The 22,338-nt window shown below is 59.4% G+C and carries 23 protein-coding genes; 18 read left to right on the plus strand and 5 right to left on the minus strand.

From position 1 onward, the window contains the following. Nucleotides 1-257: 257 nt before the first annotated feature. The 8 genes from panB to HP062_RS15810 all read left to right on the plus strand — a co-directional run bounded on the left by panB (nucleotide 258) and on the right by HP062_RS15810 (nucleotide 11,091). Nucleotides 258-1,058 carry a 3-methyl-2-oxobutanoate hydroxymethyltransferase gene (panB, locus tag HP062_RS15775; protein WP_010467597.1) on the plus strand — a complete coding sequence of 267 codons (801 nt, stop codon included), beginning with the start codon at nucleotides 258-260 and terminating at the stop codon, nucleotides 1,056-1,058. Further along, a complete protein-coding gene (gene panC / locus HP062_RS15780) occupies nucleotides 1,055-1,915 on the plus strand; it encodes a pantoate--beta-alanine ligase (protein ID WP_172791651.1) in 861 nt (286 codons plus the stop codon). Before panB ends, panC begins: the two co-directional genes overlap by 4 nt. 193 nt (nucleotides 1,916-2,108) lie before the next feature. After that, on the plus strand, nucleotides 2,109-2,489 hold the full coding sequence (panD, locus tag HP062_RS15785; protein ID WP_003228271.1) for an aspartate 1-decarboxylase: 381 nt from the start codon (nucleotides 2,109-2,111) through the stop codon (nucleotides 2,487-2,489). A gap of 222 nt (nucleotides 2,490-2,711) precedes the next feature. After that, nucleotides 2,712-4,376, plus strand: a complete 1,665-nt coding sequence (pgi, locus tag HP062_RS15790) for a glucose-6-phosphate isomerase (RefSeq protein WP_010467595.1) — start codon at nucleotides 2,712-2,714, stop codon at nucleotides 4,374-4,376. A 230-nt stretch (nucleotides 4,377-4,606) separates the two neighbouring features. Beyond that, complete coding sequence (gene acs / locus HP062_RS15795; RefSeq protein ID WP_010467593.1) at nucleotides 4,607-6,544, plus strand: acetate--CoA ligase; 1,938 nt, start codon at nucleotides 4,607-4,609, stop codon at nucleotides 6,542-6,544. 175 nt (nucleotides 6,545-6,719) lie between these two features. Further along, nucleotides 6,720-7,736 carry a class I SAM-dependent rRNA methyltransferase gene (locus tag HP062_RS15800; protein WP_010467591.1) on the plus strand — a complete coding sequence of 339 codons (1,017 nt, stop codon included), beginning with the start codon at nucleotides 6,720-6,722 and terminating at the stop codon, nucleotides 7,734-7,736. Between the two features lie 104 nt (nucleotides 7,737-7,840). Next, entirely contained in the window at nucleotides 7,841-10,795 is a 2,955-nt protein-coding gene (locus HP062_RS15805) for a DUF748 domain-containing protein (RefSeq protein ID WP_172791652.1), read from the plus strand. After that, nucleotides 10,795-11,091, plus strand: a complete 297-nt coding sequence (locus HP062_RS15810; RefSeq protein ID WP_154501766.1) for a DUF2845 domain-containing protein — start codon at nucleotides 10,795-10,797, stop codon at nucleotides 11,089-11,091. The genes HP062_RS15805 and HP062_RS15810 overlap by 1 nt, the downstream gene beginning before the upstream one ends. 285 nt (nucleotides 11,092-11,376) lie before the next feature. Here the strand turns inward: HP062_RS15810 and HP062_RS15815 are convergent, their stop codons facing one another. Together HP062_RS15815 and HP062_RS15820 are read right to left on the minus strand one after the other, a co-directional pair. Next, a complete protein-coding gene (locus HP062_RS15815) occupies nucleotides 11,377-11,730 on the minus strand; it encodes a BON domain-containing protein (protein ID WP_010467586.1) in 354 nt (117 codons plus the stop codon). A 311-nt stretch (nucleotides 11,731-12,041) separates the two neighbouring features. Further along, a complete protein-coding gene (locus HP062_RS15820) occupies nucleotides 12,042-12,449 on the minus strand; it encodes a pilin (protein ID WP_172791653.1) in 408 nt (135 codons plus the stop codon). A 225-nt stretch (nucleotides 12,450-12,674) separates the two neighbouring features. Here HP062_RS15820 and pilB point away from each other — a divergent pair, with 225 nt between their 5' ends. Genes pilB through yacG form a run of 5 tightly spaced genes read left to right on the plus strand, consistent with a single transcriptional unit; the run spans nucleotide 12,675 to nucleotide 17,286 of the window. After that, entirely contained in the window at nucleotides 12,675-14,375 is a 1,701-nt protein-coding gene (gene pilB, locus HP062_RS15825) for a type IV-A pilus assembly ATPase PilB (RefSeq protein ID WP_172791654.1), read from the plus strand. A 2-nt stretch (nucleotides 14,376-14,377) separates the two neighbouring features. Then, nucleotides 14,378-15,595 carry a type II secretion system F family protein gene (locus tag HP062_RS15830; RefSeq protein ID WP_010467583.1) on the plus strand — a complete coding sequence of 406 codons (1,218 nt, stop codon included), beginning with the start codon at nucleotides 14,378-14,380 and terminating at the stop codon, nucleotides 15,593-15,595. Between the two features lies 1 nt (nucleotide 15,596). Further along, nucleotides 15,597-16,469 carry an A24 family peptidase gene (locus HP062_RS15835; RefSeq protein WP_172791655.1) on the plus strand — a complete coding sequence of 291 codons (873 nt, stop codon included), beginning with the start codon at nucleotides 15,597-15,599 and terminating at the stop codon, nucleotides 16,467-16,469. Then, nucleotides 16,466-17,089 (plus strand): dephospho-CoA kinase, encoded by a 624-nt coding sequence (coaE, locus tag HP062_RS15840; protein ID WP_042932554.1) that lies wholly within the window; start codon nucleotides 16,466-16,468, stop codon nucleotides 17,087-17,089. Before HP062_RS15835 ends, coaE begins: the two co-directional genes overlap by 4 nt. Beyond that, complete coding sequence (gene yacG, locus HP062_RS15845) at nucleotides 17,086-17,286, plus strand: DNA gyrase inhibitor YacG (protein ID WP_077750267.1); 201 nt, start codon at nucleotides 17,086-17,088, stop codon at nucleotides 17,284-17,286. Before coaE ends, yacG begins: the two co-directional genes overlap by 4 nt. Before the next feature lie 3 nt (nucleotides 17,287-17,289). Here yacG and HP062_RS15850 read toward each other — a convergent pair whose 3' ends face one another. The 3 genes from HP062_RS15850 to HP062_RS15860 all read right to left on the minus strand — a co-directional run bounded on the left by HP062_RS15850 (nucleotide 17,290) and on the right by HP062_RS15860 (nucleotide 18,722). Beyond that, nucleotides 17,290-17,505, minus strand: a complete 216-nt coding sequence (locus HP062_RS15850; protein WP_172791656.1) for a hypothetical protein — start codon at nucleotides 17,503-17,505, stop codon at nucleotides 17,290-17,292. Nucleotides 17,506-17,568: 63 nt separating this feature from the next. Beyond that, nucleotides 17,569-18,258 (minus strand): energy-coupling factor ABC transporter permease, encoded by a 690-nt coding sequence (locus HP062_RS15855; protein ID WP_083375730.1) that lies wholly within the window; start codon nucleotides 18,256-18,258, stop codon nucleotides 17,569-17,571. After that, nucleotides 18,255-18,722 (minus strand): FAD/FMN-containing dehydrogenase, encoded by a 468-nt coding sequence (locus HP062_RS15860; RefSeq protein ID WP_172791657.1) that lies wholly within the window; start codon nucleotides 18,720-18,722, stop codon nucleotides 18,255-18,257. Before HP062_RS15860 ends, HP062_RS15855 begins: the two co-directional genes overlap by 4 nt. A gap of 128 nt (nucleotides 18,723-18,850) precedes the next feature. Here HP062_RS15860 and HP062_RS15865 point away from each other — a divergent pair, with 128 nt between their 5' ends. The 5 genes from HP062_RS15865 (at nucleotide 18,851) to HP062_RS15885 (ending at nucleotide 22,288) form a co-directional block, all read left to right on the plus strand. Continuing rightward, on the plus strand, nucleotides 18,851-19,477 hold the full coding sequence (locus tag HP062_RS15865; RefSeq protein ID WP_007970534.1) for a DUF1780 domain-containing protein: 627 nt from the start codon (nucleotides 18,851-18,853) through the stop codon (nucleotides 19,475-19,477). Beyond that, on the plus strand, nucleotides 19,474-20,001 hold the full coding sequence (locus tag HP062_RS15870; protein WP_010467568.1) for an MOSC domain-containing protein: 528 nt from the start codon (nucleotides 19,474-19,476) through the stop codon (nucleotides 19,999-20,001). The genes HP062_RS15865 and HP062_RS15870 overlap by 4 nt, the downstream gene beginning before the upstream one ends. 51 nt (nucleotides 20,002-20,052) lie before the next feature. Beyond that, a complete protein-coding gene (locus HP062_RS15875) occupies nucleotides 20,053-20,226 on the plus strand; it encodes a DUF3094 domain-containing protein (protein ID WP_008028730.1) in 174 nt (57 codons plus the stop codon). A 60-nt stretch (nucleotides 20,227-20,286) separates the two neighbouring features. Further along, nucleotides 20,287-21,585: an NAD(P)/FAD-dependent oxidoreductase gene (locus tag HP062_RS15880; RefSeq protein WP_010467566.1), complete on the plus strand. Its 1,299-nt coding sequence runs from the start codon at nucleotides 20,287-20,289 to the stop codon at nucleotides 21,583-21,585. Nucleotides 21,586-21,889: 304 nt separating this feature from the next. Beyond that, the gene (locus HP062_RS15885; RefSeq protein ID WP_010467563.1) at nucleotides 21,890-22,288 is read left to right on the plus strand and encodes a hypothetical protein; all 399 of its coding nucleotides are present in this window, start codon (nucleotides 21,890-21,892) and stop codon (nucleotides 22,286-22,288) included. Nucleotides 22,289-22,338: the final 50 nt, after the last annotated feature.

Below are 22,338 nucleotides of genomic sequence, written 5' to 3' on the forward strand. Positions count from 1 at the left end.
TTTTGTGTTGAACATAGAATCCGCTGCTGAATCGCATCAGTTACCCCGGTAACACCCCCGCGTAACAACGCGGTAACACATGCAATTGACTTCCCGAGTTCTCCTCACGACTATAGGCGTCCCGCTGCCGCCAACACGGCGTTGAAGGGCGCAATCCAGGCCTTAAAAGCACGACATCAGAGCGTGCGCCTGTATTTAACGAAGAATCACGCGCGTTACTCGCAGTAGTTTCCAAGCGCCTGAATGAGGAACTTTTCATGCCAGCCATCACCCTGACCACTCTGCAAGGTTTGAAGCAAAAAGGTGAAAAAATCACCATGCTGACCTGCTATGACGCGACCTTCGCCCACGCCTGCAATCAGGCTGGCGTCGAAGTGCTGCTGGTGGGCGACTCCCTCGGCATGGTTTTGCAAGGTCACGACAGCACCCTGCCGGTGACCACCGCGGAAATGGCTTACCACGTGGCAGCCGTCAAACGCGGCAACGCCGATGCGCTGATCCTCGCCGACCTGCCGTTCATGGCCTACGCCACCACCGAACAAGCCATGAGCAACAGCGCCCTGTTGATGCAGGCCGGTGCGCACATGGTCAAGGTTGAAGGCGCATTGTGGCTCGCCGACTCGATCCGCCTGCTGGCCGAACGAGGCATCCCTGTGTGCGCGCACATGGGCCTGACACCGCAATCGGTGAACATGCTGGGCGGTTACAAAGTCCAGGGCCGCAGCGAGAACCAGGCGCGACAGATGCGCGCCGACGCCATCGCGCTGGAACAGGCCGGTGCCGCCATGCTGTTGCTTGAGTGCGTACCGAGCGAATTGGCCCAGGAAATTACCCAGGCAGTGGGCATTCCGGTGATCGGTATCGGTGCCGGCAGTGACACCGATGGCCAGGTCCTGGTCCTGCACGACATGCTCGGCCTGTCCATTACCGGTCGCGTACCTAAATTCGTAAAGAACTTCATGAACGGCCAGACCAGCATTCACGCAGCTCTGAGCGCCTACGTCAGTGAAGTCAAAGCCGCCTCTTTCCCTGGGATCGAACACGGATTCTCTGCATGAACACCGTAAAAACAGTACGCGAACTCCGGGCCGCCGTGGCCCGCGCCCGCAGCGAAGGCAAGCGCATCGGCTTCGTGCCGACCATGGGCAACCTGCACAGCGGTCATGTCGCGCTGATTACCAAAGCGACCCAACGGGCGGATTTCGTAGTCGCCAGCATTTTCGTCAACCCGTTGCAATTCGGCGCCGGCGAAGACCTCGACAAGTACCCGCGGACCCTGGCGGCTGACCAGGAGAAACTGCTCCAGGCCGGTTGCCACTTGCTGTTCGCGCCCACCGTCGAAGAAATGTACCCCGACGGCATGGCCGGCCAGACCCGCGTCAGCGTCCCGCAACTCTCCGAAGGTCTGTGCGGCGCCAGCCGTCCCGGGCATTTCGAAGGTGTCGCGACGGTCGTCAGCAAGCTGTTCAACATGGTCCAGCCGGACCTGGCGGTCTTCGGCCAGAAAGATTTCCAGCAACTGGCGGTGATCAAATCCCTGGTCCATGACCTGAACATGCCAGTGCAGATCATTGGCGAACCGACCGTTCGGGCGGCCGATGGCCTGGCGCTGTCGTCGCGCAATGGTTTCCTCAGCGAAGAGCAGCGCGCCGTTGCGCCGGTGGTGTATCGCGGCCTGTGCCAGATTGCCGAGGCGATCAAACAGGGCGAGCGGGATTTCCCGGCGCTGATCGACGCACAGATCAAGCAGCTTGAAGCAGCCGGGTTGCGCCCCGATTACCTGGAGATTCGTCACGCGCAAACCTTGCGCCCAGCGACTCCGGAAGATCGGGACCTGGTGATATTGGTTGCGGCGTTCCTGGGCACCACACGGTTGATCGACAACCTGCACCTGAACCTCGACGCCTCCGCCTAAGCACCGCCCCCCTGTAGGAGCGAAGCTTGCTCGCGAACAGCCTGTCACACTCGACATTTGTGTCGACTGATACGCCGCGTTCGCGAGCAAGCTTCGCTCCGACAGAAAATTGCGTGGCTTCGCTCCCTTATTGCTGCCTTTTATGCCTTCGGGCAAACTGCCCGCCGTTCGATTCCGACCTGGGAAAACACTCATGCACGCCATCATGCTCAAAGCCAAGCTGCATCGCGCCGAAGTCACTCACGCCGTACTCGATTACGAAGGTTCCTGCGCCATCGACGGCGAATGGCTGGACTTGTCCGGCATCCGTGAGTACGAACAGATCCAGATTTATAACGTCGACAACGGCGAACGCTTCACCACCTACGCGATTCGTGGCGAAGAAGGCTCGCGGATGATCTCGGTCAACGGTGCTGCCGCGCACAAGGCCAAGGTCGGTGACCGTGTGATCATCTGCGCCTACGCCCATTACAGCGAAGCCGAGCTGCTCAACTTCAAACCGCGCATGCTTTACATGGCACCGGGCAATGAACTGAGCCATACCAGCAATGCCATTCCGGTTCAGGTCGCCTGATCGAACCGACGCCCCTCCCGTTTGTCGAACCGTTCCCTGCTTTGTGTATAAAAAAGTACCGGGAACGTGTTAGACAAAGTCAAGACAGATCGCAGCGCGAGGTTTACTGTATTCGCCCTGTGTCATTATCGTGTCGACGCAGTTGACCGGACGCCTGCCTACGGCGCGCCGGGATTTTCAGTGTTCAAAAAAGCCGTTCAAGTAAAAAGGAAACCCGCAGCGATGGCGTACTACCGCACTCCTCACGACGTGACCGCTCTGCCCGCCTGGCAAGCGTTGAATGACCACCGCCAAGCCATGCAGGATTTCAGCATGCGCGAGGCCTTCAATGCCGATCCGCAGCGTTTTACTCAATTCACCCTCAGCAGCTGCGGCCTGTTTCTCGATTACTCGAAGAATCTGATCAACGCCGAGACCCGCAATCTGCTGGTGGGCCTGGCCAATGAAGTCGACCTCAAGGGCGCGATCAAATCGCTGTTCGACGGCGAAATCGTCAACTCGTCGGAAGGTCGTCCAGCCCTGCACACCGCACTGCGTCGCCCGGTTGGCGACAAGCTGTCGGTGAATGGCGTCAACGTGATGCCAGAAGTGCACAAAGTGCTGAACCAGATCACCGACCTCGTCGGCCGCATCCATGACGGTCTGTGGCGTGGCTACACCGAAAAGCCGATCACTGACGTGGTGAACATCGGCATCGGTGGCTCGTTCCTCGGCCCTGAGCTGGTGTCTGAAGCGCTGCTGTCCTACGCCCAGAAAGGCGTGCGTTGCCATTACCTGGCGAACATCGATGGCAGTGAGTTCCACGAACTGACCATGAAGCTGCGCGCTGAAACCACGCTGTTCATCGTGTCGTCGAAATCCTTCAACACCCTCGAAACCCTGAAAAATGCCCAGGCCGCTCGCGCCTGGTACCTGGCTCAGGGCGGTTCGGAAGCCGAGCTGTATCGTCACTTCATCGCCGTATCCAGCAACAACGCGGCGGCCGTGGCGTTCGGTATCCGCGAAGAAAACATCTTCCCGATGTGGGACTGGGTCGGCGGCCGTTACTCGCTGTGGTCGGCCATCGGTTTGCCAATCGCACTGGCCATCGGCATGTCGAACTTCAAGGAACTGCTGTCCGGTGCCTACACCATGGACCAGCATTTCCAGAGCGCGCCATTCGAACAGAACATGCCGGTGCTGCTGGCGTTGCTCGGCGTGTGGTACGGCAACTTCTGGGGTGCGCAAAGCCACGCGATCCTGCCTTACGACCACTACCTGCGCAACATCACCAAGCACTTGCAACAGCTGGACATGGAATCCAACGGCAAGAGCGTGCGCCAGGACGGTACGCCAGTGTCCACCGATACCGGCCCGGTGATCTGGGGTGGCGTGGGTTGCAACGGTCAGCACGCGTATCACCAGTTGCTGCACCAAGGCACCCAACTGATTCCGGCCGACTTCATCGTGCCGATTGTCAGCTTCAACCCGGTCTCCGACCACCACCAGTGGCTGTACGCCAACTGCCTGTCGCAAAGCCAGGCTCTGATGCTCGGCAAGACCCTTGTCGAAGCCGAAGCCGAACTGCGTGACAAAGGCATGAGCGAAGAAGACGTGCATAAAATCGCGCCGCACAAGGTGATCCCGGGCAACCGTCCGAGCAACACCCTCGTGGTCGAGCGCATCAGCCCCCGTCGTCTCGGTGCGCTGGTGGCGATGTACGAACACAAAGTCTTCGTGCAAAGCGTGGTCTGGGGCATCAATGCCTTCGACCAGTGGGGCGTGGAGCTGGGCAAGGAGCTGGGCAAAGGCGTCTACAACCGCCTGGTCGGCAGCGAAGAATCCCCGGCTGACGATGCTTCCACCCAAGGCCTGATCAACTACTTCCGCGGTCGTCACCGCGGTTGATCTGACGCCCGCCCACAGGGTTTGTGCCAAACACAAATGCTGTGGGCAACACCAATCCCTGTAGGAGTGAGCCGGCTCGCGGTAGCGGTTTTTCATTCAACATCGATGTTGACTGATCCACCGCTATCGCGAGCGGGCTCACTCCTACCGTTGTTTTGTGTCTGGCTTGAACCCTTTCGCTACTCGGCGCATCTTTATTACTTGTCGCAAAACAAGAATAAGGAACCGTCATGTTCGATATCAGCACGTTCCCCAAAGCCGATGCCGTCCGCCGGGCTGCACACTTGAGTCAAGACGACTACCACCGCCTCTACCGTCAATCCATCGAGCACCCCAGTGAGTTCTGGGCCGAGCAGGCCACCCGCTTTCTCGACTGGAGCACGCCGTGGGACACCGTCCAGCGCTATAACCTGAAGACCGGCGAGGCCAGCTGGTTTGCGGGTGGCAAGTTGAACGTCAGTTACAACTGCATCGACCGTCACCTGGAAAAACGCGGCGATCAGATCGCCATCCTCTGGGAAGGCGACGACCCCGCCGAATCCGCGCAGATCACCTACAAGAAACTCCATCACAACGTCTGTCGCCTGGCCAACGTGCTCAAAAGCCGTGGCGTGAAAAAGGGTGACCGCGTGTGCATCTACATGCCGATGATTCCCGAAGCGGCCTACGCCATGCTCGCCTGTACGCGGATTGGCGCGGTGCATTCGGTGGTGTTCGGCGGCTTCTCTCCAGACTCTGTGCGCGACCGGATTCTCGACGCCGACTGCCGCACGGTGATCACCGCCGATGAAGGCGTGCGCGGCGGCAAATTCGTGCCGCTCAAGCAGAAGGTCGACGAGGCGCTGCAAAGTTGCCCGAACGTCAGCACCGTCATCGTCGTCGAGCGCACCCAAGGCAAAGTGGACTGGGTTGAAGGTCGCGATCTCTGGTATCACCAGGCGCTACGCGACGTCAGCGACGATTGCCCGCCAGAGCCCATGGACGCCGAAGACCCGCTGTTCATCCTCTACACCTCCGGCAGCACCGGCAAACCCAAAGGCGTACTGCACACCACCGGCGGCTATCTACTGCAAGCGGCGATGACCTTCAAGTACGTACTCGACTACCGCGATGGTGAAGTCTTCTGGTGCACCGCCGACGTCGGCTGGGTCACCGGCCACAGTTACATCGTCTATGGCCCGCTGGCCAACGGCGCGACCACGCTGATCTTCGAAGGCGTGCCAAGTTACCCGAACAGTTCGCGCTTCTGGCAGGTGATCGACAAACACCACGTCAACATTTTCTACACCGCCCCGACTGCGCTGCGCTCGCTGATGCGTGAAGGCCCAGAGCCGTTGAAGGACACTTCTCGCCAGAGCCTCAGATTACTCGGCAGCGTCGGTGAGCCGATCAACCCGGAGGCGTGGGACTGGTACTTCAACGTCGTCGGCGAACAGCGGTGTCCGATCGTCGACACCTGGTGGCAGACCGAAACCGGCGGCATCATGCTCAGCCCGCTGGTCAGCGCGCAACGGATCAAGCCCGGCTGCGCCACCCAACCGATGTTCGGCGTGCAACCGGTGCTGCTGGATGAAACGGGCAAGGAAATCAAAGGCGCCGGCAGCGGCGTGCTGGCGATCAAATCCAGCTGGCCGGCGCAGATCCGCAGCGTCTATGGCGACCCGCAACGGATGGTCGACACCTACTTCAAGCCCTACCCCGGCTACTACTTCACCGGCGACGGCGCGCGGCGTGATGAGGATGGCGATTACTGGATCACCGGCCGCATCGACGACGTGATCAACGTCTCCGGGCACCGCATCGGCACCGCAGAAGTAGAAAGCGCACTGGTGCTGCACGACAGCATCGCCGAGGCCGCCGTGGTCGGTTATCCCCACGACCTCAAGGGCCAGGGCATCTATGCCTTCGTCACGCCCATGAACGGCACCGAGGCCAATGACGAACTGAAGAAGGAATTGCTGGCTCACGTCAGCAAGGAGATTGGCAGTTTCGCCAAACCGGACTTGATCCAATGGGCCCCGGCCTTGCCGAAAACCCGTTCGGGCAAGATCATGCGGCGCATCCTGCGCAAGATCGCGTGCAACGAACTGGACAGTCTGGGGGACACCTCGACCCTGGCCGATCCAAGCGTGGTGCAGGGGCTGATCGACAAACGTCTGAACCAGTAACGCACCTGACAGCATCGCGAGCAGGCTCGCTCCCACATTGGCTTTGTGCAAAACGCAAAACGCTCAGCCAACAATTAGCTCTGTGGGAGCGAGCCTGCTCGCGATGGCAACACCTCGACTTCCCGTCAATGCTGTTAAACTCCCGCGCCAAATTCCCTCCTGCAAGGCGCACAGCATGTCTTCCTTGAATCAGGCGCTGCGCGCCGCCCTCGATCATCGCCAGGACCTGCTCGCCGAGCTGCATCAGCAAGGCACCGATTGCTATCGCCTGTTCCACGGCAGCCAGGAAGGCGCCGGCGGCCTGACCATCGACCGCTACGGCCCGCAACTGCTGGTACAAAGCTTCCACCAGGCGCTGGAACGTGACGCACTGCTGCAACTGCACGAGACCGTCAATCAACACCTGGGCCTCGATACGCTGCTGGTCTACAACGACCGTTCTAGGGGCAACTCGCGTATCGACCGCGAAGACACCGTCTACCGCGCCGACGAGGCAGCCCTGCAAGACTTGATCGGCCACGAATGGGGCCTGAACTACCGGGTTCGCGGCCGTCATGCCGGCCAGGATCCGCTGCTGTTTCTCGACCTGCGCAACACGCGCGGCTGGGTCAAGGAGCACAGCAAAAACAAAAGCGTGCTCAACCTGTTCGCCTACACCTGTGGTGTCGGCCTGAGTGCTGCGGCCGGCGGGGCAAGTGAGGTGTGCAACCTGGATTTCGCCGAGGGCAATCTGGCGGTCGGCCGCGAGAACGGTCTGCTCAATCCGCAATTGCCGGCCATGGAATTCATCCAGTCCGATTACTTCCCGGCCATCCGCCAACTGGCGGGGCTGCCGATCAGTCAGCGACGCGGGCAGAAACTGCCGAGTTACACGCGTCTCGACCAGCGTCAGTACGACCTGGTGCTGCTCGATCCACCCGCCTGGGCCAAGAGCGCGTTCGGCACGGTCGACCTGCTGCGCGACTACCAGAGCCTGCTCAAACCCGCGCTGCTGACCACCGCCGAGAACGGCGTGCTGATCTGCTGCAACAACCTGGCAAAGGTCAGCATGGACGATTGGCGCGAGCAGGTTTTACGTTGCGCAGAGAAGGCCGGGCGGCCTGTGCGTGAGTGGACGGTGATGAAACCGGGCGGTGATTTCCCGTCGATGGATCAACAGCCGCCGCTGAAGACGTTGATTCTGCAACTCTGATCACGCAGGAAATTTCCTACGCAAATTTCTGAAAAACCAGAAGAGTGCGTTCACTTCGGAACCGGAATCGCGTGCCATACTCCAACGCACTCCGATTCAGACAGATGAAGCCACACATGCCCAAAGGATTGATTCGCGCTATTGGCGCATTGTTGACTGCTCTGGCCCTTTATAGCCTGCTGGGGTTTCTGATTTTGCCGGGCATCGCGTTGCGGGTCGCCAACCAGCAATTGGCCAATTACGCCACGATGCCCGCGACGATTTCCCGGATCGAGCTCAACCCCTTCAGCCTGGAAGTGACCCTCTGGGGCCTGGTCATCGGCGAGCCGGGCAAAGAACAGGTCGGTTTCGAACGCCTGTACGCCAACCTGCAAATCGACAGCCTGTGGACCAAGGCGCTGCACCTGTCCGATATCGAAATGGACAAACCCAAGACCGAAATCCTTTTCGGCAAGGACGGCAAGCTCAATCTGCTGGGCCTGTTCAAGATCCCCGCCAGCGAACCGACCCCGGCCGACCCGGAAGCCAAGCCGTTCCCGTTGCGTATCGAGCGGATCAAACTGGCGGGCGGCAATGTGCACTTTCAGGATTTGCGCCCCAGCGAACCCATCGAATTCCTCTACGACAAACTCGACTTCGAGCTGAAGAACCTCAGCACGCTGCCGGAAGACAGTGCCGACATGACGTTGGTGGCCATCGGCCCGGGCGGTGGGCAGCTCGACTGGACCGGTAACTTCAGCCTGATCCCGATTGCCTCCGAAGGTAAGCTCAAGATCACCGACGGCAAGATGAAAGCCTTCTGGCCCTATGTGCGTGACGCGTTGCCCCTGGTGCTCGAAGACGGTGTCGTCAACCTGAGCACTGACTACAAGCTCAACTTGTCCAAGGAAACCGAGCTGCTGCTGAGCAACGTCGCCGTCAGCGTCGCGCCATTTGCCATCAAGGCCCCGGACGGTCGACCACTGGCCAAACTCGAGCGCCTGGACATCAGTGAAACCACGGTGGACCTGGCCAAACAGCAAGTGGTGGTCGGCAAGATCCGTAGCAATAAACTGGAAACCTGGGCCGCCCTGGAAGCCGACGGACAACTCGACTGGCAGAAACTGTTCGCCAGCCAACCATCCAAAGCAGCGGTAAAAGCCAACGCCGAACCGGCGAAAACGCCGGCGGCAGCCGATTCGCCTGAAGCCGAACCCGCGCCACCGAGCAAGCCGTGGCAAGTGCTGCTCAAAGACGTGCAACTGCGCAATTACCAGGTTCATCTGGCCGACCGCAAGGCACAACCGACCGTGGCACTGGATGTCGGTCCGCTGAACCTCGATTTGCAGAATTTCGACAGCCTCAACGGCTCGCCTTTCAACCTCAAGCTCGACACCGGCGTGGGCAAACAGGGCAAGCTTATGGCCGACGGCGTGGTCAATCTGGCACCGGTCAGCGCCAAACTGAATGTGCAAACCAAAGACATCGACCTGCGTGTCGCCCAGTCCTACATCAACCCGTTCATTCGCCTGGAGCTGCGCAGCGGCATGCTCGGCAGTGATCTGGCGGTCGATCTGAAAAGCACCGAGCCATTGGCATTCAGCGTCACCGGTAAAGCGCAGGTCGATCAACTGCACACCCTCGACACCCTCAAGACCCGCGACTTTCTCAAGTGGCAGCAGCTGGTGCTCGAAGGTCTGAACTATCAGCATGGCGACAGCCTGTCGATCGACAAGGTCAACCTCTTCCAGCCTTACGTGCGTTTCATGATCAACGATGACCGCACCACCAACATCGATGACCTGCTGATCCCGCAACCGGCCGACACCGCAGCTGCCAAGACAGCCGCCAGCAAACCCGCCAGCAAGGACAAACCGCTGGGCATCCACATTGGCGGCATTGCCATCAATGACGGTTCGGCGAACTTCGCCGACTTCAGCCTGACCCCGAACTTCGCCACGGCGGTGCAACAACTCAACGGTCAGATCGGCACCATCGACAGCCGTCAGGCGAAACCGGCCAGCGTCGATATCAAAGGCAAGGTCGACCGTTACGCGCCCGTGACCATCAAGGGTTCGGTCAACCCGTTCGACCCGATGGCCAGCCTCGACATCGCCACCAGTTTCAAACGTGTGGAACTGACCACGCTGACGCCCTATTCCGGCAAGTTCGCCGGGTACCGCATCCGCAAGGGCCGGCTCAATCTCGACCTGCACTACATCATCGTCAAGGGCCAGCTCAAGGCCGAAAACAAAGTGGTGGTCGAGCAACTGCAACTGGGTGAAAAGGTCGACAGCCCGGACGCCGTGAGCCTGCCGCTGAAACTGGCGATCGCGTTGCTCAAGGACGTCGACGGCAAGATTTCAATTGAGCTGCCGGTGACCGGCGACCTGAACAACCCGCAGTTCAGCGTCATGCCGATTGTCTGGCAGACCCTGCGCAACCTGATCGTCAAGGCGGCTGCCGCACCGTTCAAAATGATAGGTGGGCTGGTCAGTGGCGGGGGTTCAGAAGATTTGGGCACTGTCTCGTTTGCGCCGGGCTCCAGTGAGCTGAGCAAGGACGCCGAGGGTTCGTTGATCAAACTGTCCCAGGCCCTCAAGGAACGCCCTGCCCTGCGCCTGGAAATCGAAGGCACCGCAGCCGCCAGCAGCGACGGTCCGCTGATTGCCGAGCAACGGCTTGAGCGCGAATACCAGTACAACTACTACAAAATGCTCCAGCGACGCGGTGACAAGGTTCCGGCCCAGGCTTCATTGCTGCAAGTGCCGGACGGCGAGAAAGGTCCGCTGCTGGAAGGGATCTACCGCACGCGCCTGAAGACCCAGCCACCGGCTGAGTGGAAGGATCTGGGCAAGGAAGAGCGCACCGCAAAAATGCGCGCAGACGTGATCAAATTCTGGAGCACCAGCGACGTGTTGCTGCGCCAACTGGGTCAGGAACGCGCCAGCAGCATCAAGGATTACCTGGTGGACAAGGCCCAGATGGCCGATGACCGTGTCTACTTCATCGACGCCCAACTGGGCGAGGCGGAAAGTGACGGTCGGGTGGTAACGCCGATGCACCTGGATGCCGAGTGATGTTCAGACAAGTGTTGATCAGCCTGACCCTGGCGCTGGCGGCCAGTCAGGCCTCGGCGGCCGATACCCTGCGCTGTGGCAGTCAGTTGGTCAGCGTCGGGGACAGGTCCAGCGAAGTGCTGCAGAAGTGCGGTGAACCGGTCAGCCGCGATCTGCTGGGCTACAAGCGCAGCGCCAACCGACGGGAAGAGTTTCAGGTCGAGGAATGGACCTACGGGCCCAATGGCGGGATGTATCAATACCTGCGGTTTGAAGGTAATCGCCTGAAACAGATCACCAGCAAGCGCGGTAACTGAACCTCCGATCCGGAGTGGTTACATCACAAAATGTGGGAGCGAGCCTGCTCGCGATAGCGGTGTGTCATGCAGCATTGATGTTGGCTGACACACCGCTATCGCGAGCAGGCTCACTCCCACATTGGTTTGTGCGACGCCCACAATAGAACAGGCCCCCGACACGAATGTCGGAGGCCTGTAATGGCCACATCCTTGTGGCCTTTCGCATGAACTCTCCAGATGCGGCTGGCGTATTGCTCGGCCCGCCTGCCGCGCCTTCTCCCAGTCCAGGCGAGAAGTCTGGCCTTACTCGGCTTTCAGGCCGTCAGCGGAGACCGCCTGGACGCCTTTGATTTTCTTGGCGATGGCCACTGCGGTGGTTTTCTGTGCTTCAGTCACTGCAACAGTGGACGACAGGGAAACAACACCTTTGTTGGTCTCAACCTTGATGTCGGTACCAGGAATGCCTTTTTCGGTTACCAGGTCTGCTTTGACTTTGGTGGTGATCCAGGTATCGGAGGTAGCTTCTTTGGCTTGGGTCACTTCACCGGCGGCCAGGACCATTGGAGCCTGAGTCGCTTGGGTTTGAGCGAATGCAGCGTTGGCCATGGTCAGGGTCAGCGCGGTAGCAGTAGCGGCAGCGATAGCGAACTTCTTCATACGAGTAACTCCTGTTTTTCTAGAAAGTCTGCTGCGTGTCTTGTCAGCAGGGTTACTGGGTATATTGCGAACGCTGTGCCAACTTCGAGACAGCCAATAAATTCTTATAAAACAACGACTTATAAAAACACCTGATTTCCGGAATCATGCAAAATGCATGACTTGGTGATTCTCTACATGCAAGTTGCGGGTTTTGACGTGGGCCTAAGGCCATGAATTGTCGAGAATTTCTTTCTTTAACGAGTTTTTCCCTTCAACAGACAAAAAATGCCCCACCTCGTGAAAGGCGGGGCATTTGTTAACCGCAAGTATCAGACGCCTGTGCAGCCTTTAGGTGCGTACTCCTGAGCCACTGTGGTGGTGCAAGCCCAGCCAGTCAGAGAGCGCGTCAGGGTAATGGTTTTGCTCAAGACCGGACCTGGAGCGTTGAGGATCGTGCAACCGATGGTGCCGGTACCATCAGTCGCGACACCCGCTGCCGTGGTTGTGCAATTGGAAGTCGTGGCGGTTCCGCCCACTTTTGTCAGATCCGGATTGGTACCAGAGTTCATGAGGTCCTCAAACGGGACTTTCAACGCCGTGATCTCTGCCAGACCGGCCGTCACCTTGGCACGCGCTTGATACTTCGAATAAGCCGGCAACGCAAACGTCGCCAGAATCCCGATGATCGCCACCACGATCAGCAGTTCGATCAGGGTAAAACCTTTTTGAGTATTCATAGACAGGCTCCATGCATGAGTCGAAATCTCATGATCTGAATGAACTTCAGCACAGCCCGTGCCAAGCGCTGCGCCCCCAGTTGGCGGGGCGTGAAGCCAGGTCAGGGACCTTTCCTACCCCCAGGATCCGCACTATCTGACACTATTTGTCACCTGACGGCCGCTGGTTTGGCTCAGCGCCTTGACTAGGCTATAAGTCATGAACTGTCTGCGTCCGGTATCCCCATGAATGACATCGCCCTAAGCGGTCTGGCCAAGCAACTGGTCATGGCCGAACTGCTCACTGACCAAAGCGCGCAACAGGCGTATCTGCAAGCCCAACGCAGCAAAATCTCCCTGGTCAGTTACCTGGTGCAGAACAAGCTGGTGAAGAGCCGGCAGGTTGCCGAGATTGCCTCGGAGCATTTCGGCATGGCGCTGCTCGACCTCAATTGCCTGGACAAGGAAGCCCAGCCTCGAGGGTTGGTCAGCGAGAAACTGATCCGTCAGCACCACGCCCTGCCCCTCTGGCGCCGTGGCAACAAACTGTTCGTGGGGGTTTCCGACCCGACCAATCATCAAGCCATCAATGACATCCAGTTCAGCACCGGTCTGAACACCGAAGCCATTCTGGTAGAGGACGATAAGCTCGGCGATGCCATCGAGAAGTTCTTCGACAACCAAGCAACCGGCCTGGAAGACATGGCCGATGTTGACCTTGACGGGCTGGACATCGAGTCGGTCGACGACAACAAAAAGGACGCCATCGCCGGCCAGGATGCCGATGACGCGCCGGTGGTGCGCTTCGTCCACAAGATGTTGCTCGATGCGATCAAGAGCGGCTCTTCCGACCTGCATTTCGAGCCCTACGAAAAAACCTACCGGGTGCGGATGCGCACCGACGGCATGCTGCGAGAAGTCGCCAAGCCGCCGAGCCAACTGGCCAACCGCATTGCGGCGCGGCTGAAAGTCATGGCCAGCCTCGACATCTCCGAGCGGCGCAAACCCCAGGACGGACGGATCAAGATGCGCCTGTCCAAGACCAAGTCCATCGACTTCCGGGTCAACACCCTGCCGACCCTGTGGGGCGAGAAAGTGGTGATCCGGATCCTCGACCCGTCCAGCGCACAAATGGGCATCGACGCCCTCGGCTACGAGCCTGAACAGAAAGCCTTGTACATGGCTGCACTGAAGCAGCCACAGGGCATGATCCTGGTCACCGGGCCGACCGGTTCGGGCAAGACCGTGTCGCTCTACACCGGGTTGAATATCCTCAACACCGTGGACATCAACATCTCCACCGCCGAAGACCCGGTGGAGATCAACATGGAAGGCATCAATCAGGTCAACGTCAATCCCAAGCAAGGGCTGGATTTCGCCCAGGCTCTGCGCTCGTTCCTGCGTCAGGACCCGGACGTGATCATGGTCGGTGAGATCCGCGACCTCGAGACCGCCGAAATCGCCATCAAGGCTGCCCAGACCGGGCACATGGTGCTTTCCACCCTGCACACCAACAGCGCCGCGGAAACCCTGACCCGCCTGCACAACATGGGCATTCAGGGCTTCAACATCGCCACCTCGGTCACCCTGATCATCGCCCAGCGGCTGGCGCGCAAACTGTGCAGCCATTGCAAGAAACCCATCGAGATTCCCCGCGAGGCGTTGCTCAAGGAAGGCTTCCCCGAGGAACGCATCGGCTCGTTCACGATCTATGAGCCGGTCGGTTGCGATCAGTGCAATGGCGGTTACAAGGGGCGAGTGGGGATTTATGAAGTGGTGAAAAACACACCGGACCTGCAACGGCTGATCATGGCCGAAGGCAATTCCCTGGAAATCGACATTCAGATGCGCAAGGACGGCTTTAATGACTTGCGCACCTCGGGCTTGATCAAGGCCATGCAAGGCGTCACCAGCCTTGAAGAAATCAACCGGGTCACCAAGGACTGAACATGGCGGTCAAAGCAGCAAAAATCAGCGTCTACGCCTGGGAAGGCACGGACAGGAAAGGATCAAAGATGACCGGCGAGTTGAGCGGTCTCAACCCGGCCTTGATCAAGGCTCAGTTGCGCAAGCAGGGGATCAACCCCGGCAAGGTGCGCAAGAAATCCGCCTCGATTTTCAGTTTCGGCAATCGGATCAAGGCTCAGGAAATCGCCCTGTTTACCCGGCAAATGGCAACGATGATGAAAGCCGGCGTGCCGCTGCTGCAATCGTTCGACATCATCGGTGAAGGCTTCGACAACCCGGCCATGCGCAAACTGGTGGACGAGGTGAAGCAGGAAGTCGCGGCGGGTAACAGCTTCGCCGCGTCCTTGCGTAAAAAACCGCAGTATTTCGACGAGCTGTACTGCAACCTCGTCGACGCAGGTGAGCAGGCTGGCGCTCTGGATACTCTGCTGGAACGGGTGGCGACCTATAAGGAAAAGAGCGAAAGCCTCAAGGCCAAGATCAAGAAAGCCATGACCTACCCGCTGGCCGTGGTCTTTGTGGCGATCATTGTCACCGGGATTCTGCTGATCAAGGTGGTGCCGCAGTTCGAGTCGGTGTTCAAGGGCTTTGGCGCCGAGTTGCCGGCCTTCACTGTGATGGTCATCGGCTTGTCGGAGTTCTTGCAGGCCTGGTGGTGGATGATGCTTGGCGCGTTGATCGCCGCGATCTTCGGTGTGCGCCACGCCTTTAAAACATCCGAGGCCTTTCGGGACCGCACGGACACCTGGCTGCTGAAGCTGCCGCTGATCGGCACCTTGATGTACAAGTCCGCCGTGGCCCGTTACGCCCGCACCCTGTCGACCACATTCGCCGCCGGCGTGCCGTTGGTCGAAGCCCTGGATTCAGTGGCGGGCGCGACCGGCAACATCGTGTTCAAGCGGGCGGTGCTGCGCATCAAGCAGGACGTGTCGACCGGCATGCAGCTGAATTTCTCGATGCGCACCTCAGGCATCTTTCCCAGTATGGCGATCCAGCTGACCGCCATTGGCGAAGAATCCGGCGCTCTGGACGACATGCTCGATAAGGTCGCGAGCTTCTACGAGGACGAAGTGGACAATATGGTCGATAACCTCACCAGCTTGATGGAGCCGTTCATCATGGTGGTGCTGGGTGTTATTGTCGGTGGCCTGGTGGTTGCGATGTACCTGCCCATCTTCCAACTCGGCTCAGCGATCTGACATGCCCTTGAACGAAGTCCTGATCCTCTATCCGCTGGTGTTCGTGGCCATCGCCTTGGCAGTCGGCCTGCTGGTAGGCAGTTTCCTCAACGTGGTGGTCTGGCGCCTGCCGAAAATGCTCCAACGCGAATGGCGGCTTCAAGCCCATGACGTGTTGGGTTTTCCGCCCGAGGCACCGGGCACCGCCTACAACTTGATGCTGCCTCATTCCCACTGCCCGCAGTGCGACCATCGAATCCGCGCCTGGGAAAACATCCCGCTGCTCAGTTATCTGTTTTTACGGGGTCGATGCTCGAACTGCGCCGCGCCAATCAGCAAACGTTATCCGCTGACTGAACTGGCCTGCGGTCTGCTCTCGGGGTTTATCGCCTGGCATTTCGGCTTCGGCTGGCAGGCCTGCATGGTGCTGGTGCTGACCTGGGGCCTGCTGGCGATGAGTCTGATCGACGCCGAGCATCAACTGTTGCCGGATGTGCTGGTACTGCCACTGCTGTGGCTGGGGTTGATCGTCAACAGCTTCGGGCTGTTCGTGTCACTGCATGAGGCATTGTGGGGCGCAGTGGCCGGTTATATGACCTTGTGGTCGGTGTTCTGGCTGTTCAAGCTGCTCACCGGCAAGGACGGCATCGGCCACGGCGATTTCAAGTTACTGGCCCTGCTCGGGGCCTGGGGCGGTTGGCAGATATTGCCGTTGACCATTCTGCTGTCATCGCTCGTGGGGGCCATCATCGGGGTGATTTTGCTGCGACTGCGCAACGCGCAAACCTCGACTCCGATCCCCTTCGGACCCTTTCTGGCAATTGCCGGCTGGATTGCCTTGCTCTGGGGTGGTCAAATAACCGGCTTCTATTGGCAGTTTGTCGGTTTGAAATGAATACCCCTGTGGAAAAACCCTGGATTCTCGGCCTGACCGGCGGCATCGGCAGCGGCAAAAGCGCGGCTGCCCAGCACTTCATCGACCTGGGCGTGCACGTGGTGGACGCCGATCACGCAGCCCGTTGGGTGGTGGAGCCGGGGCGCCCGGCGCTGGCGAAGATCGCTGAACATTTCGGCCCCGGCGTATTGCAAGCCGACGGACAACTGGATCGCGCGGCGTTGCGCAAACTGATCTTTGAGGTGCCGGAGGAACGCCGCTGGCTCGAAGCGTTGCTGCATCCGCTGATCGCCAAGGAAATCACCGATCACCTGGCCAAGGCACAATCGCCTTACGCGATTCTGGTTTCGCCGTTGCTGATCGAGTCCGGGCAGTACGCCATGACCCAACGGGTCCTGGTGATCGATGCCCCGGAACAGCTACAGATCGAACGCACCTTGCAGCGTGACCAGACCAGCGAGCAACAGGTCCAGGCGATCCTCAAGGCGCAATCCAGCCGCCAGGACCGCTTGAGCCACGCCGACGATGTGGTGGTCAACGACCGCGACCTCGCCTGGCTGCACAGCGAGGTCGAACGCCTGCATCACTTTTACCTTACATTGCGTGGAGGCCAGTCATGAGCCAAACCCCAACCGTCGATTGCCCAACCTGCGGAGCCCCTGTTGAATGGAGTCCCGAAAATAAATTCCGGCCATTCTGTTCTGACCGTTGCAAACTGATCGACCTGGGCGCCTGGGCGTCGGAAGAACACAAGATTCCGGTCAGCCCGGACGCCGAAGACGAGATGTTCAGCGAAGACTTCGACCCGCGTCACTGACACTCAAGGCCGCATAAAGCCGTAGTCCTGGTCTTCATCGAGGTTTTCCGCCAGAAAGCGCAACTCGTCGGCCAGGTCTTCGGCACTGCGCACCGCTTTGCTCTGCTGCACCACCGCGCAGAGCAAGGCGCGCAGGCTCAATCCCGGATCAAACCCCACTTCCTGTGCACTATCCAGACTCTGACGCAGTTCCTGCCTTGCCCATTCGTACACACTCATATCGATGCTCCTGTAGGTTTTGTGGAGCATGAAAGCGTCAGCGTTTTATCGATTTGATGTGGATCAAGATTTGGGATCGTCGTCTTTCCAGGGCGCCGAAAGGTAGCGCGTGCGGTTGAAGGTCTCCAGCCATTCCGGGCTGAACACCACCAGCGCGCTGACAATCATGCCGTTGATGAAGGCTTCGGGAAAAATCAGCAGCCACAGATAACCGACAAAATCCTCAAGCCAGTACGGCATCTCGAAACGTTCGTTGAACCACAACAGCCACAGCGCCAGTAATAGACACAGCAACGCTGACAACGCCGCGGCGAAGAAGCCGGAAACGAAGATATACACAAAGGGATTACGTGGCTGCGCGCGTTCGACCAGGATCGCACAGCATTCGGTCACCAGCACCGGCAGCACAATCAGCAGCGCACCGTTGACCCCGACGGCCGCCAGGTCCTGACGCCCGAGCAGCACCAGCCCGCATTGCGCCACCAAGGCACCGACGATCGCCAGTGGCCAATCCAGCAGCAACGTCACAGCCGTCATGCCGATGAAGTGATACGACACGCCTGTATCGAAATCACGTCGCACCAGCCACAGCATGAACAGCGCGAACACTGTGCCAAACAGCAAATGCTGACGGCGGCTGTCGGTGAACAGCTCAACCCACGGCGCACGCCAGAGGGCCCAGAGCAGCACGGACACATAAATCAGCCAGCCGACTGTCAGCGTTTGCTGGGACAGCAGCTCGGCACCGATCATGGTCCAGCCTTCTCCAGTGCCTCATGCAACTGCGCGGCCGTGGCATATTCGTGTTGCGCAACCAATTGGCCATCTTTGAGTTGCAGCCACAGCACTTTATCCACAGCCCCGGGATAACGCGGCGCCACACGCCCCTCGCGGTCCAGCATGACCCGATAGGAATAATCACGCATGGCCGGAACGGCAAACATCTTCGCGATCAGCCGTGGCATGCGCTGGATGTCCGCTAAAAACACAACGTGGCGCGCCTCCAGATAACCCTTGGGCTCGCCTTTCAGCGCAGCGTCAAGCAGTTTGGCGGCGTCCATGCTTCGCGCCACCAGCAACGTCTGAGTCTTGTGATCGAGCGTATAGGCCTGGTCGAATTGATCGAGCAAGGTCCAGGGCGCGAGTCGCTCGCCCACCTCCACCGCCTGGGCCCATAAGGGCAGAAGCCCCAGTAGCAACACCGGCCAATATTTCACATTCACCCCTTGTCGGATCAATTACACACAGTGGCCATCAGTCTACACCGCCCGATCCGACTGCCCAGTGACCTCCTTTACCGGTAAACGCTTTCTGCTTGTCGCATTTGAACGCTAAGCTTGGGCCTATGGATGACTCAGATTATTTACGCCTGCTGACCATCGCGGCCGAGCAAGCCAACGCCTTTCTGTCCAATGCCCGCAAATGGGAGCGTGAGCGTTGGGTTTGTCAGCGCCTGCTGCAAGGCCTGAACATTCCCTATCGCGCCGACGAGTTCGCGCCTGCCGGGGAGCCGCCGGACGTGCTGTTCCGCGACGCCAGTTTCGAGGTGTTCTTCGTCCTCGACGAAGGCCGGCGCCTCAACGACGAATGGCGCGATGAACTGCAACGCCGGCGCAGCGCGTTTTCCCTGAGCCAACTGGTGCGTCGCGAGGCCAAGCCCCGGCGCATTCCCGCCAATGAATTCCTGCTGAGACTGGCGCCGACCTTGCGTAAAAAAGCCCACAACTACAAAGAACGCGGCATGGACCTGGGGGAACTGGACATCATTGCGTTCGCCAGCCTCAAGCGTGAAGTACTGGACCTCAACAGCCATTTTCCGCCGCCGACCGAATATTTGCGCCAGGGCTGGCGCTCACTGTCGTTGGTCGGTCCGACCTTCGCCCGAGTGCTGTTTGCACATCCGGACGCTCCGGACTTCCTGCGCAGTAACCTTGGCCGCAGCATCGTCTTCGACGTCGGGATCAGCCTGTGAGCCCATTGCAGGCATTAATCGCCGAAGTCCCGCAAGCCGGCCGCGTGCGCTGGATCGGCGTGCGCCCGGAACCTCACGTGCCGATGATCGAACTGGATGCCGTTGAGGCGCGACTTGAAGCCGGCCTGACCGGCGATCGAGCCCGCCCGGGAGTCCGTAACGCACGGCAAGTGACGTTGATTCAGTGGGAGCATCTGGCGGTGATCAGTTCGCTGATGGGCCGCCCGCACGACAAACCGGTCTTGCCTGAAGATTTGCGGCGCAACCTCGTTATCAGTGGTATCAACCTGTTCAGCCTCAAGGGTCGTCGCTTCCGTATCGGCCAGGCAATTTTCGAAACCACCGGCTGGTGCCAGCCTTGCGCGCGCCTGCAAAACAACCTCGGCCCCGGGACGTTTCAGGCTGTGCGCGGACATGGCGGAATCACGGCCCGAGTGCTACAAGGTGGAATCATTCGCCTGGACGACAGGGTGAGCGTCGAGCCCATTCCCGACAGCGGCTATGCTCCGTTCAACGTTCGTTAATCAGCCTGTAGCTTCTACACCTTCAGCAACGTCTACCTGACGAGGCCCAATATGACCAGCCGCCTGAACCCCGACGACCAGAAGCATGTCGAAGAGTACCTGCACCTGTCCCAGCACCGAGTCGAGCGCCGGCCTTTCCGGCCGTGGATGCTCCTGGTGGTGGTGTTGGCAGTGACCATTGGTTTAGGCCTGTTGAGCCGATTTATCAGTTACCTGACGCTATGAGCTGCCTCGCGCTCGCTCGGTTGACTGCACCGATTTCTTTTAGCCTTGCGAGATATCCCTATGACTCATCGTATTGTCATCGTTGGCGGCGGCGCCGGCGGTCTGGAGTTGGCTACCCGTCTGGGTAAGACTCTGGGCAAACGTGGCACGGCCAGCGTGATGCTGGTCGACGCGAACCTGACCCACATCTGGAAGCCGTTGTTGCACGAAGTGGCGGCCGGATCGCTGAACTCTTCCGAAGACGAACTCAACTATGTTGCCCAGGCGAAATGGAACCACTTCGAGTTCCAGCTGGGGCGCATGAGTGGCCTCGACCGCGAGCAGAAGAAAATCCAGCTGGCCGCCACTTACGACGAAGCCGGCCTGGAACTGGTACCGGCGCGTGAAGTGGCTTACGACTCGCTGGTGATTGCCGTCGGCAGTACCACCAACGATTTCGGCACGCAGGGCGCGGCGCAGCATTGCCTGTTTCTCGACACCCGCAAACAGGCCGAGCGTTTCCACCAGCAACTGCTCAATCACTACCTGCGCGCCCATGCCGGGCAGACCGACAAGGTCGAGCAGATCAGCGTCGCCATCGTTGGCGCGGGTGCCACCGGTGTCGAACTGGCAGCAGAACTGCACAACGCCGCCCACGAGCTGGCGGCCTATGGCCTGGACCGGATCAAACCGGAAAACATGCACATCACCCTGATCGAAGCCGGCCCACGAGTGCTGCCAGCCCTGCCGGAACGCATCGGCGGGCCTGTGCATAAAACCCTGGAGAAACTCGGGGTCAATGTGATGACCAACGCCGCCGTCAGCGAAGTGACCGCTGATAGCTTGATCACCGCCGATGGCAACGTGATCAACGCCAGCCTGAAAGTCTGGGCCGCCGGCATTCGTGCGCCGGGCTTCCTCAAGGACATCGATGGCCTGGAAACCAACCGCATCAACCAGCTGCAAGTGCTGCCAACCCTGCAAACCACCCGCGACGAAAACATCTTCGCCTTCGGTGACTGCGCGGCCTGCCCGCAACCGGGCACCGATCGTAACGTACCGCCGCGCGCGCAAGCCGCACATCAGCAGGCCTCGTTACTGGCAAAATCGCTGAAACTGCGGATCGAAGGCAAGGCGTTGCCGGAGTACAAATACACCGACTACGGCTCGCTGATCTCACTGTCGCGTTTTTCGGCTGTGGGTAACTTGATGGGCAACCTGACCGGTAGCGTGATGCTCGAAGGCTGGCTGGCGCGGATGTTTTACGTGTCGCTGTATCGCATGCACCAGATGGCGCTGTATGGCGCGTTTCGCACGGCGATGTTGATGCTCGGCAGCAAGATTGGGCGCGGGACTGAGCCGCGACTCAAACTGCATTAACATCTTCAGCGTCCATTAGGGCCTCTTCGCGGGCACGCTTCGCTCCTACAAGTTCACCACCGATCTGTAGGAGCTAGGCTTGCCCGCGAATGAGGCACCTCGGTCCACTTGTGTGTCCCACTGTATCTCCCCCCTCGATTCCTCCCCTTCGCTTACAAACTCCCCCTTGCGCGACACAGTAGCGATACACCCCGCCCTTTAAATGGCTACATCCGAGCAAGGCAACTCGCCCGCTACGGTTATCGCCGCACTCACGTGGCGTCCTTTATCGAACGGTTGTGTCGTGCAACCCAGGAGTATTGAAATGTCCCGTACTACCAAAAACACTATTGGCCTGCTCGGCGCTGTTTTAGCCGGCGGCATGATGTTGTCCGGTTCCGTATTCGCTGCGCAGCCGTTGACCCAAGGCTATTTGCTGGCCTCGGCCGAACAGGTGGTGAAAACCCCTGAAGGCAAATGTGGCGAAGGCAAGTGTGGCGATGCGTCGATGGCGAAGACCGATACCGATGGCGACGGCAAGGTCTCCCGCGCCGAATTCCAGAAAGTCGCGCCGAAGTCCAATTTCGACAAGATCGACACCAACCATGACGGCTTCATCGACGAGCAAGAGGCTTACGACAACGTAAAAGCCAACTTCGAAGCCAATGGCAAGAAAATGCCAAAAGGTCTGTTCGAACATTTGAAAGACCAAGACGGCGCCTAAGCCTTCAGGAATCAAACCGCGTTTTTCCTTCGAGAAACGCGGTTTTTTTT

This window comes from Pseudomonas sp. B14-6, from assembly GCF_013260315.1.
Classification (GTDB): domain Bacteria; phylum Pseudomonadota; class Gammaproteobacteria; order Pseudomonadales; family Pseudomonadaceae; genus Aquipseudomonas; species Aquipseudomonas mandelii.